We start from the raw sequence: 11,105 nt of genomic DNA, 5'->3' as shown, positions 1-11,105 counted from the left end.
TGAACGGGCCCGTACCGCCACCGGAGAACGCCACGGACACGGCGGCCGCCTTGGAGACGACCGACCCGTTCGCCGCGAACACCAGCGTGGGATCGGTGTCCACCCATACACCGCCGCGCCGTACGCGCACGGTCGTCCCGTGCCGCTTGACCGACCACTTGCCCGTCGGCAGCGCCCAGGTGTCGGACGACTCCGTCCGGGCCGAGGTCAACTCGTAAGGCTGGCCCGTCTCTTTGGCCTTGGCGAGCGCGAAGTCCTTTGCGCTCAGGGAGCCGTCGGCGACCGGGTCCCCAGTTGCTGCCGATGCCATGGGCGCAGGGTAAAGCGCAGTCAATCCGGAGGCAATTATTCCGCCGACGGCCGCGGCACTGGCGAATCGCGGAATTATGCCCCGGCGCAGCATGCTGCGCCGGGTCTTTCTTGTTGTCACGCAAGCTCCAGTCCATCGGGATTTGCGAAGAATCCTACGCGCCCGAATCGGCTGGAGTGACGCCTTGACCTGCACTTTTTGTAGGTCTTACCCGGATTGCCCGTCAACGCCGACAAGATCCAGTTTGAGGGCCGGGTCCGGTGGCCCGCGTCGTCAAATGGGCAGAGAAATGTCCGGCGTGGAGGGAATGGATTTGGTGTGTGAGGGCTTTTACGCGGCTGTGCCGCCCCGCTCGCTCCGCCAAAGGCCTGTCGACGTGACCGGCAGGTAGGCCGATTGCGGATAAAGGAGGCGCGGTCACCGCTGCCCCGCGGCCGAGCGAGGCGTCGGCCGCGGAGCGATCCGGGTCAGTGGAAGAGCATCGAGGCGTCGCCCGCCGCCGTGGTGACGGAGGAGGGGCAGAGGAAGCTGCCCGAGGTCTTCGTGGCGGTGAAGGCCTGGTTGACGTACTTGCGCGTGGACGCGTCGCGGTTCCAGGTGATGTTCGTGGCCTTGTAGCGGCAGGAGATGAAACTCTGCTTGCCCGTGATGTCGATGGCGTCCGTCTTCGCGGTGCCCGCGGTGTCGTCGAAGGTGAACGCGGGGTTGTTGTTGAGGGTGGCGGTGATGCCGCCGTTGCAGCTCAGGTTGCCGCCGGGCGCGTTGATGGTGGTGCGGTCCACCGTCAGCGCGCTCGGGGGGTTCGCGCTGGTGCGGGCTCCGGTCCAGGTGCAGGTGTTGCCCGCGACGACGATGACGCCGTCCAGGCGCTGGTCGGCCGTGGGGCCCAGGGCCAGGGCCGATGTCGCGCCGCCGATGACCAGTGCGGTGGTCAGTGCGGCCGTGCCCGGCCATGTCGAGATCCTCATGCTGTCGCTCCTTCGCCACGTCCTCGTGGGGGTGTGAAGCGGGGCCCGGGGAGGCCCGCGCCGGCGTGCGCCCGGTCGGCGGCAGGCGGTGTCCGCGGGCCGGCCGGGGGAGACGCCTGGAAAGTGACACAGGGACCTTGAAATGTCAGGACCATGCCAAGGTTTTGGCCGGACGTCGTCGGCTCGGCCGGTTCTCGTCCTCGCGCCGCCCGGTTCCGGAGCCGCACCGGCGTGCGGGTGGGGGATCATGGACGACCCCGGACCCGAGGACGTCGCATGCCCCAGAACCAGATGCAGACCGAGCACCAGGACGCCGCCCGTGCCGGGAGCGAAGAGCTCCCGCAGCCCTTTGACGAGTCGTTCGCCCGCGACCCCCACACCGTCTACGCACGCCTGCGCGCCGCGGGGCCCGTCCACCGCGTGGCCCTGCCCGACGGCTCCCCGGTCTGGCTGGTGACCCGGGAGGCCGATGTCCGGGCCGGGCTCGGCGATCCGCGGCTCTCCGTCAACAAGCGGCACTCCACCACGGGTTTCAGCGGCTTCTCGCTGCCGCCCGCACTCGACCGCAACCTCCTCAACATCGACCCGGACGACCATCTGCGCCTGCGCCGCCTCGTGTCCCGGGGGTTCACCCCCCGCCACGTGGAGGGGCTGCGCACCGGCATCCAGGCGGCCGTCGACGACCTGGTCTCCCGGCTCGCCGAGCGGATCGCGGACTCCGGCGAGGCCGACCTGGTCACCGGCCTCGCCACACCGCTGCCCCTGCGGGTCATCGGCGCCCTGCTGCGGATACCCGCCCCCGACCAGGACCGGTTCTCCGGCCGGGTCGCCACCATGCTCGCCCCGCACTCGCGCGAGGAACTCGGTGCGGCCATCGGCCACGTCCACCGCTTCCTCACCGCGCTCGTGGCGGACCGGCGGGCCCACCCGGGTGACGACGTGCTGTCGGGGCTGATCGCCGCACGCGACGAGCAGGACCGGCTCACCGAGGACGAACTCGTCTCCCTCGCCTTCCTGATCCTGATGGCGGGCAGTGAAAGCACCCAGCACGCCCTCAGCGGCGGGGTGCTGACCCTGCTCACCCATCCCGAGCAGCTCGCCGCCCTGCGTGCCCGCCCCGAGCTGCTCCCGGACGCCGTCGAGGAGGTCCTGCGCCACGCCGGCCCCCACCAGACGGCGATCCGCCGCTTCCCGACCGAGCCGGTGGAGATCGGCGGCGTGCCGGTCCCGGCCGGTGAGACCGTCCTGTTCGCCCTGGCCTCCGCCCAGCGCGACCCGGCCCGGTATCCCGACCCCGACCGCTTCGACATCACCCGCGAGGACAAGGCCCACCTCGCGCTCGGCCACGGCCTGCACCACTGCCTCGGCGCCCCGCTGGCCCGCCTGCAGATCACCCTGGCCCTCGGAACCCTCCTCGACCGCCTTCCCGGCCTCCGGCTCGCCCGCCCCGCGGCGGAGCTTCCCTGGACCAGTACCTTCCGGTTCCGGGCCCTGCGCGCCCTGCCCGTCACCGCGGACGTCTGAGGGGCCCTCGGGATGCGGCCGCAGCCGTACCGGCGGAGGCTGGGCCCATGCAGCATGCACCGATCGTCGTCCACCACATCGCCCCGGCCGGCGGCCGCCGGGTCTCCCTGCGCACCGACGGGCGGGACACCGTCCTCGGGCTGGCGCGCAGCGACGCCGACGTGATCGAGTTCCTGAGGCGGGCCGGCGTACCCGATCCCGACGAGGTGGTCCTCGGCGACACCGAGCTCATCGCCTGGCAGGGCGAGGAGCCGCACACGTACGAGGCGGAGCCCTCGGACACCGACATCCCGTGAGACGGCAGGGCACCATGGGGGCGGGGCTGATCGAAGCCGTCCGCTCGCGAGAAATGGGGGAGAGGCCATGCAGAAGGCCTTCGCCGACCTGTCCACGCCGCTCATGGCCGATGCCTGCGTGCGCACCGGGGTGCCGCTGCGCGTGGCGCCACCCGGCATCGGCGCCGTCGTGCAGGGGCACCGCGTCGCGGGACGCGCCCTGCCGGTCCGCCACTACGGCAGCGTCGACGTGTTCCTGGAGGCGTACGGCGGCGCCGAGGAGGGTGACGTCCTGGTCATCGACAACGGCGGCCGGTCGGACGAGGCCTGCGTGGGCGACCTGGCCGTACTGGAGGCCGCGGCGGCCGGAGTGGCGGGCCTGGCGGTGTGGGGGCTGCACCGCGACACCCCGGAGCTCGCGGAGATCGGCCTGCCGGTGTTCAGCTACGGGAGCCACCCGGCCGGCCCCGTACGGCTGGACGACCGCGAGCCCGAGGCGCTGGTGACCGCGCGGTTCGGGCCGCATCTGGTGAGCGGCCGGGACTTCGTGTTCGGCGACGCGGACGGAGTGCTGTTCGTCGCGGCCGAGCACGTCGAGGAGGTGCTGGCCGCGGCGTACCGGATCCGGGATACGGAGCGGGAGCAGGCCCGCCGGATCCGCGCGGGCGAATCCCTGCGCAGCCAGACGGCCTTCGAGGACTACCTCGTCCTGCGCGAAGCCGACCCGGCCTACACCTTCCGCCGCCACCTGCGGCGGACCGGCGGCGCCATCGAGGAGTGATGGCGCCGCCGCGCGTGCAGCTTCCCGCCGCTCAGCCGGCCGACGGGGCCGCGGCCGGGCAGCTGCCGTCGCGGTCCGGGAGGGCGCCGTCCAGCAGGTACGTCTCGACCAGGGCGTCGACGCAGGCGTTGTGGTTCTGGAACTGGCCGTGGTCGCCGCCCTCCACGGTGATCAGGCGCGACCCGGCCAGTGCGCGGTGCGTACGCACCGCCGCCTCGTGGTACGTCGCCGGATCCGTCTTCGAGTTGAGCATCAGCACCGGGGGCAGACCCCGCCCGGACACCTTGAACCGCGGGGCTCCGGTGACCGGCCAGTTCGCACAGACGGCCGCGAACGTCAACTCCCGTGCGCCCGCGAGCGGATGGGTGCGGGTCGCCTCGGCGCTGCGCTCCACCCAGTACCGGCCGTCGCGGTTCCACGCGGTGTCGCCGCAGGTCACGGCGAAGTAGTCGGCGGCGAACCCGGCGTCCATGAGGTGCCGCAGCTGTGCGGCGACGGACTTGCGCGTCTGCTCCGGCGCCTGGTCCGGGTGCTGGAGGAGGCCCAGGAGGGAGGCGAGGTCCGCGAACCGGTCCGTGTCGTAGACCGCGTCCGTGGTGGCCTTGTCCAGGTGGTTGGGGGTGATCACCGTCCCCTCCAGGTCCACGGGGTGCTCCCGCAGGGCGGTCCTCAGCCGCTCGAACGCGGCAGCGGTTTCGGCGGGCGTGCGGCCCTGGTGGTAGGTGGCGTCGTTCTCCGCCAGCCACGGCAGGAAGTCCTGCTCGAACCGGCGCTGGAAGCTCATCGGCTGGCCCGTCAGGAACGACTGCCAGGTGCCGGTGACGTCGATGTTGCTGTCGAGGACGACCCGTTCCACCGCGTGCGGGAACGCGTCGGCGTAGTACGCCCCGAGGAGGGTGGCGTAGGACGGCCCGTAGTAGGAGATCTTCTCGGCACCGAGCAGCCGGCGGTAGAGGTCCATGTCGTGCACGGCCTGATCGGTCGTGATGTACGGAAGCAGTCCGCCCGAGTGGGTCCGGCAGTCCCGTACGAAGTCGCGGGCCCGCTCGAAGGTCTGCCGGACCGCGTGCTGTGAGCGGTCGCGCAGATCGCCGCCGCCGAAGAGGACGTCGACCTCGGCCTGGTCCGAGCAGACCACCCGCGTGCTGGCGCCCACCCCCCGCTGGTCGAAGCCGACGATGTCGTACGCGGCGGCCAGCTTCGGGCTGTAGGAGGCGAGGCGGGCCGGCCGGGCCAGACCCGAGGCGCCGGGGCCGCCCGCCGCCATCATGAGCACGCCCCTGCGCTTCGCCGGATCCGCGGCGCGCAGACGCGAGACCGCGATGCTCAGGCCCGGTCCGGCGTCCGGGTGGTACCAGTCGCGCGGCACGGACATGGTGGCGCATTCCAGCGGCCCGGTCGCGCAGGGCCGCCAGTCGAGCCGCTGGTGCACGTACCGGTCGGGGGTCGGCGGGAGCTGCCGGGCCGCCGCGGTGCGCACCGTCGCGCCGCTCGCCGTGGCGGCGGGCAGGACCGCCGCGGTGAGCAGGGTGCAGGCGGCTGCCGCCAGCCATCGGGACGCGTTCCTGAACATGTGCACGTACTCCCCCGGTCGGGTCGGTCGGTCGCTTCGATCGTCCGCCGGCGGGCCGTGCCCGTTCGATACACCTGGCACCCGGATCCCTGGTGGCACCAGTGCCACCGAGCGCGGTTGCGTTGTAGCAGAACCGATACTGCGCACCCCTGTGACGGGCTTTTCCCGCGGCGCTACATTGCTGGGCGCCACGCAGCGGCGGGGCGGACGGGGGGTCGGCCGTGGGTTCTGGATTTCTTGCCACGACGGGAAGTGCGATCGGGACGAAGACGGCCGCCGCGGTGGCGGCCGGAACGCTCGCGGTCACCGCCGCGGCGGGTGCGGGGATGTGGTGGGTCAGCCGGGGGCCCGAGCTGACGGTCGTCCAGCGCAGCGTGTCCCTCTCGGTCGCGGCCGGCGGCGAGCAGGTGGCGGTCGCCTCCTGCCAGGCGCACGAGACGGCACTCGGCGGCGGATACGCGATCGCCGGGGGCGGCTTCGCCACGAACAGCCTGTTCATGGGCCGCGGTGCCTGGATGGCCTCGGCGTACAACCCGGGTGACAAGCCCGCCACCCTCACCTCGTACGCCCTGTGCATCAACGCCGCGCCGGAGTTCCTGACCCTTGCGAACTGGCCCGACCGCGCGCACGCCTTCCAGGACCGAGGGGACAAGAACGGCACCGACGCGAACGGCGTGCTCATCCACGACCTCACCACGGACGGCCCGCTCGCGGGCTTGGAGAACAGCTCCACGGCGGTGCCCTCCTGCCCGGGCGGCTTCACCGAGGTGGGCGCCGAGTTCCATGCCGACCGCATCCTGTCGGGCCGCGCCGTCGCCCCGGTCCCGCTGGACCAGCTGTCACCCGCGGCCGCGCTGCCCGCGCTGCACAACAGCGGGCCTTGGGTGGCACGGCTCAACCCGGGGACGCGGCTGACCTCCCGCCTCTTCCCCGTCGTCGGGGAGGGGATCGGACACCAGACCCGGATCGAGGACCCCCAGCCGCCCCAGGCGAACTACGCCCTTGCGCTCCGGCCGATCTGCGTCCGGTTGAAGAACGTCTCCGTGGCCACCGCGCAGGTGGCCGTCGCCGCGGGTGCCCAGGCGCACGCGAGCGTGTCCTGCCCGAAGGGGAAGCTGCTGGTCGGCGGGGGCTTCGCGTTCCCCACCGCCAACGAGGAGGGCAACGCCGCGGCTCCCCACCGCTTCTTCGGCGACGGATGGCTGTACGCGTCCTCCGACGCTCCGGCAGCGGGCGAGCCCTCGGGCCGCAAGGTGACGGCATGGCACGTCACCGGCGCCAACCAGCAGAAGGCCGGCACCGACTACTACAACTCGGTCTGGATCGAGCACAGCGACCGGGAAACCCTCACGGGCCAGGGCTACTTCGACACCCATGGGCGCGGCCCGGACGACCAGGAGCTGAGCGCCGCAGCCGTACCCGCCGAGCAGCCGCTGATCGCCGGCGCGGTCTGCGCCAAGATCGACGCCAAGGCCACCGAGCCTGCCAAGGCCCCCCCGCCGCCGGCCCTCACCCACCCGGACCTGCCGCACGCGCTCGACCCCCTGCCCCTCCCCTCGGGATCCGCGGCTTCGCCTCCCGCCACAAGCCCCGGCGCCTCGCCCACTCCGAGCCCCACCGGCTCGCCGGGTACCTCGTCCACCCCCGGTACGCCGAACTCGCCGGGAAGGCCGCGGACTTCCGCCACTCCGACTCGGCCCGGCCCCCCTTCGCAGAGCGGCTCGCCGACCCGGCAGCAGCCCCAGCCCCCGGCGGTGAGCATCCAGCAGCCCACCGGCGGCGGACAACTGCGGCGCGGCTGCGAGGAGTCGTTCGCCGGCACGGCCCGGACCCGGCCGGGCGACCAGGCGCTGACCGATCCGCAGTACACGAGCTGGCGGATCAACGGCCCCAACGGTCCGGTGACACTGGGCACGGGAGCCTCCGGCCGGTTCGTCGTCCCGCTGCTGCCCGACGGGACGTACACGCTCGTGTTCACGGCCACCGATCCGGCCGCCGGACTCACCGGCAGCGCGCAGACCTCGGTCCGGATCGTGGGCTGCCTGCGCTGAGGGCCCTGAAGGTCTGAGACGGGGACCGGAGGAAACGGGGAACGGGCGCGTGGCGTCAGGAGGGTGGCCCGGGGGTGGCGACCGGGAGGATCATGGGGAACGCGCCGGCCCGCCGGGCCCGCCCCCGCCACCCAGTCCAGGAGGTACGTGTGTCTGCCGCGTCGAGCTATGCGTCCGGGGTCTTCGAAGTACCGCTGCTGGGCGAGACGATCGGCGAGAACCTGGACCGCACCGTGCGCAGGTTCCCCGGCCGTGACGCCCTCGTCGACCTCGCCGCCGGGCGCCGGTGGACGTACGAGGAGCTGGCCGCCGACGTCGACGCCCTCGCGCTCGGCCTGCTCGACCTGGGCATCGCCAAGGGGGACCGGGTCGGCATCTGGGCCCCCAACCGCGCCGAGTGGACCCTGGTGCAGTACGCCACCGCCAAGATCGGGGCGATCCTCGTCACCGTGAACCCGGCCTACCGCTCGCACGAGCTGGAGTACGTGCTGCGCCAGTCCGGGATCCGGCTGCTGGTCGCGGCGGAGAACTTCAAGACCTCCGACTACGCCGCCATGATCGAGGAGGTCCGGCCGCACTGCCCGGACCTGGAGTTCACCGTCCTGCTGGAGGGCCCGCAGTGGAGCGGGCTGCTGGAGCGGGGGCGGCGGGGCGACCCGGCCGACCTGGTCCGGGCGGCAGCCGGGCTCAGCCCGGACGACCCGGTGAACATCCAGTACACCTCCGGGACCACCGGATTTCCCAAGGGGGCGACGCTCTCCCACCACAACATCCTCAACAACGGCTTCTTCGTAGGGGAGTTGTGCCACTACACCGAGCAGGACCGGGTCTGCATCCCGGTCCCCTTCTACCACTGCTTCGGGATGGTGATGGGCAACCTCGCCTGCACCAGCCACGGCGCGGCCATGGTGATCCCGGCGCCGTCGTTCGACCCGCGGGCCACGCTGGCCGCCGTGCAGGCGGAGTCGTGCACCTCGCTGTACGGGGTCCCCACCATGTTCATCGCGGAGCTGGCCGAGCCCGGCTTCGACACCTACGACCTCTCCAGCCTGCGCACCGGCATCATGGCGGGCTCGCCCTGCCCGGTCGAGGTCATGAAGGAGGTCATCGGGCGGATGGGCATGACCGAGGTGTCCATCTGTTACGGGATGACGGAGACCTCGCCGGTGTCCACGCAGACCCGCGCCGACGACTCGGTCGACCGCCGCGTGTCCACCGTCGGCCGCGTCGGCCCGCACCTGGAGGTCAAGGTGGTCGATCCGCAGTCCGGACGGACCGTCCCGCGCGGCGAGCCCGGGGAGCTGTGCACCCGCGGCTACTCCGTCATGCTCGGCTACTGGGGCGAGCCGGAGCGGACCGCCGAGGCGGTGGACGCTGCGCGCTGGATGCACACCGGGGACCTGGCCGTCATGGACGAGGACGGTTACGTGAGCATCACCGGCCGCATCAAGGACATGGTGATCCGCGGCGGGGAGAACATCTACCCGCGGGAGATCGAGGAGTTCCTGCACGCGCACCCGGACGTACTGGACGTCCAGGTCATCGGCGTACCCGACGCGAAGTACGGGGAGGAGCTGATGGCATGGGTGCGGATGCGGGAGGGCGCCGAGCCGCTGACCGCGGAAGCCGTCCGCGCGTACTGCGACGGACGGCTGGCCCACTTCAAGATCCCGCGGTACGTCCACGTGGTGGAGGAGTTCCCGATGACGGTGACGGGGAAGATCCGCAAGGTCGAGATGCGCGAGGCGGCGACCCGCTTGCTGGACCTGCCGTCCTAGACCGGGCCCTTCCTCCTGCGGCCTCCCCTCCCGGGGGCGGCCTCAGGGGCGCGGGGACAGCTCGGCCATGGCGCTCCAGCCCTGGCCGGGCACCTCGACGTGGATGATCTCCGGGGTGGTGGCGATGGCACCGGCGAGGGTCTCCATGCCGGCCTTGAAGTGGTCCGACGCGACGTGGGCGGCGCCCGCCTCGGCATCGGTGAAGGCTTCCAGCAGCGTGTACTTGTTCGGGTCGTCGACGCTGCGCGACCAGTCGTAGAAGAGGTTGCCCGGCTCGTTGCGGGTGGCGCGGGTGAAGTCGTCGACGAGCGTGAGCCAGTCGTCGCTGAACTCGGGGCGGACGTCGAACCTGACGGCGATGAAGATCATGGGGTCCAGCCTGACAGGCCCGCGTCCGGGGCGCACCCCGCGGGGCCGGTTTTCCTCCGGTGTCGAGGGCCCGGGACGGGAACGCGTTGGCCCGCAGCCCCGCACACCGGCGATCATGCAGTCATGACCATGACCTCACAGACCATCACCGCCGCGGCGGCGGGCACCTGGACCCTCGGGGACCTGGAAGTCAACCGGATCGGCTTCGGCGCGATGCGGCTGACCCAGCAGGGACCGGCGTTCGACCCGCGCGCGCAGCCGAGCGACCGGGGACGCGCGATCGGCGTACTGCGCCGGGCGGTCGAGCTCGGCGTGAACCACATCGACACCGCGGCCTTCTACTTCTCCCCGCTGCGTTCGGCGAACGAGCTGATCAACCGGGCGCTGGCCCCCTACTCCGACGACCTGGTCATCGTCACCAAGGTCGGGCCGGCCCGTTCGCCCTCCGGGGAGTGGACCGACCATGCGGTGACACCGCAGGAGCTGCGCGCACAGGTCGAGGAGAACCTGCGCCAGCTCGGCCGCGACCACCTCGACGTGGTGAACCTGCGCATCGTCGGCACCGGTTCGCTCGCCGAGCGGTTCGGTGCCCTGGCCGAGCTGCGCGAGGCGGGGCTCATCCGCCACCTCGGCATCTCCAACGTCGGGCTGGAACACCTCGCCGAGGCGCAGGCCATCGCGCCGGTGGTGTGCGTGCAGAACCCGTACGGGATCGGCGCCCCGCCCGAGCAGGAGGCGGTCCTGCGCGCCTGTGGTGAGCAGGGCATCGCCTTCGTGCCCTTCTACGCGATCGCCGGCGCCGGCCGGGAGAACGGCGCCGGCGCCGGCGGCGGCGAGAGCGAGGAGGTGCTGGCCGTCGCGCGCGCCCACGGGGCGAGCCCGGCGCAGATCCGGCTCGCCTGGACCCTGCACCGCGGGCCGCACATCCTGCCCATCCCCGGAACCGGCAACCCGGACCACCTCGAAGCCAATGTCGCCGCGGGGGCGCTGCGGCTGACGGCGGACGAACTGGCCCTGCTGGACGGCTCGTCCGGCTGACCCCTCCCGGCCCCCGGGTCGCCTGTCCGGACCGGCTCCGCCCGGACCGGCCCCCAAGCCGGGGGTGGGCAGGCGAGGGGGTCGGGGGCACCGGGTCGCCTGTCCGGACCGGCCCCGAAAGCGGGGGTGCGGTCGGGCGGGGGTAGGAACCTGCGAAGAGAGGGGGCTCGCGCGCCGGTGCCGGTCCGTGCAGGGTTGCCGCACAACCAACGGGCCCCGCAGGGCCCCCTCTTCTTGCAGGTCCCTACCACCGTGCAGTGTGCTTCCGCTGACGGGGCCGGTCCGGAGTGTGGGTTGGCGTGTGCTGCTTGGCCTTCATGGCTGGGCTGGGCCGTGGGCGGGTACCCTCTTCTCGCAGGTCCCCACCACCGTTCACCGGGCTCCCGCTGACGGGGCCGGTCCGGGCCGGGCGGTCCGTACGAGCTGCTCGCAGGATTC

The 11,105-nt window shown here is 72.5% G+C and carries 10 protein-coding genes; 6 read left to right on the top strand and 4 right to left on the bottom strand.

Translation table 11 applies throughout. From position 1 onward, the window contains the following. Positions 1 to 310, bottom strand: a 310-nt coding sequence (locus tag ABZ128_RS26085; protein WP_356851249.1) for a hypothetical protein, incomplete at its 3' end; no start/stop codon positions are given. Between the two features lie 467 nt (positions 311 to 777). Then, entirely contained in the window at positions 778 to 1,278 is a 501-nt protein-coding gene (locus tag ABZ128_RS26080; protein WP_356851248.1) for a hypothetical protein, read from the bottom strand. Positions 1,279 to 1,554: 276 nt separating this feature from the next. Here ABZ128_RS26080 and ABZ128_RS26075 point away from each other — a divergent pair, with 276 nt between their 5' ends. The 3 genes from ABZ128_RS26075 (at position 1,555) to ABZ128_RS26065 (ending at position 3,858) form a co-directional block, all read left to right on the top strand. Continuing rightward, positions 1,555 to 2,802 (top strand): cytochrome P450, encoded by a 1,248-nt coding sequence (locus ABZ128_RS26075; RefSeq protein WP_356851247.1) that lies wholly within the window; start codon positions 1,555 to 1,557, stop codon positions 2,800 to 2,802. A 47-nt stretch (positions 2,803 to 2,849) separates the two neighbouring features. Then, entirely contained in the window at positions 2,850 to 3,098 is a 249-nt protein-coding gene (locus ABZ128_RS26070) for a hypothetical protein (RefSeq protein WP_356851246.1), read from the top strand. A 67-nt stretch (positions 3,099 to 3,165) separates the two neighbouring features. After that, positions 3,166 to 3,858 (top strand): RraA family protein, encoded by a 693-nt coding sequence (locus ABZ128_RS26065; RefSeq protein WP_356851245.1) that lies wholly within the window; start codon positions 3,166 to 3,168, stop codon positions 3,856 to 3,858. A gap of 31 nt (positions 3,859 to 3,889) precedes the next feature. Here ABZ128_RS26065 and ABZ128_RS26060 read toward each other — a convergent pair whose 3' ends face one another. Continuing rightward, the gene (locus tag ABZ128_RS26060) at positions 3,890 to 5,431 is read right to left on the bottom strand and encodes an alpha/beta hydrolase (protein ID WP_356851244.1); all 1,542 of its coding nucleotides are present in this window, start codon (positions 5,429 to 5,431) and stop codon (positions 3,890 to 3,892) included. A gap of 221 nt (positions 5,432 to 5,652) precedes the next feature. On the opposite strand from ABZ128_RS26060, the gene ABZ128_RS26055 reads away from it, so the two are divergent. Together ABZ128_RS26055 and ABZ128_RS26050 are read left to right on the top strand one after the other, a co-directional pair. Continuing rightward, a complete protein-coding gene (locus ABZ128_RS26055) occupies positions 5,653 to 7,482 on the top strand; it encodes a hypothetical protein (RefSeq protein ID WP_356851243.1) in 1,830 nt (609 codons plus the stop codon). 92 nt (positions 7,483 to 7,574) lie between these two features. Next, positions 7,575 to 9,260, top strand: coding sequence for an AMP-binding protein (locus tag ABZ128_RS26050; protein WP_356851242.1), 1,686 nt, complete (start codon positions 7,575 to 7,577; stop codon positions 9,258 to 9,260). Between the two features lie 42 nt (positions 9,261 to 9,302). On the opposite strand, the gene ABZ128_RS26045 is transcribed toward ABZ128_RS26050, so the two are convergent. After that, positions 9,303 to 9,629 carry a putative quinol monooxygenase gene (locus ABZ128_RS26045; RefSeq protein WP_356851241.1) on the bottom strand — a complete coding sequence of 109 codons (327 nt, stop codon included), beginning with the start codon at positions 9,627 to 9,629 and terminating at the stop codon, positions 9,303 to 9,305. A gap of 129 nt (positions 9,630 to 9,758) precedes the next feature. Between ABZ128_RS26045 and ABZ128_RS26040 the strand changes: the two genes are divergently transcribed. After that, positions 9,759 to 10,667: an aldo/keto reductase gene (locus ABZ128_RS26040; RefSeq protein ID WP_356851257.1), complete on the top strand. Its 909-nt coding sequence runs from the start codon at positions 9,759 to 9,761 to the stop codon at positions 10,665 to 10,667. The last annotated feature ends 438 nt before the right edge of the window (positions 10,668 to 11,105 follow it).

Source organism: Streptomyces sp. NPDC006326, assembly GCF_040612915.1.
Classification (GTDB): domain Bacteria; phylum Actinomycetota; class Actinomycetes; order Streptomycetales; family Streptomycetaceae; genus Streptomyces.
This window is presented reverse-complemented; position numbering and strand designations above follow the sequence as displayed.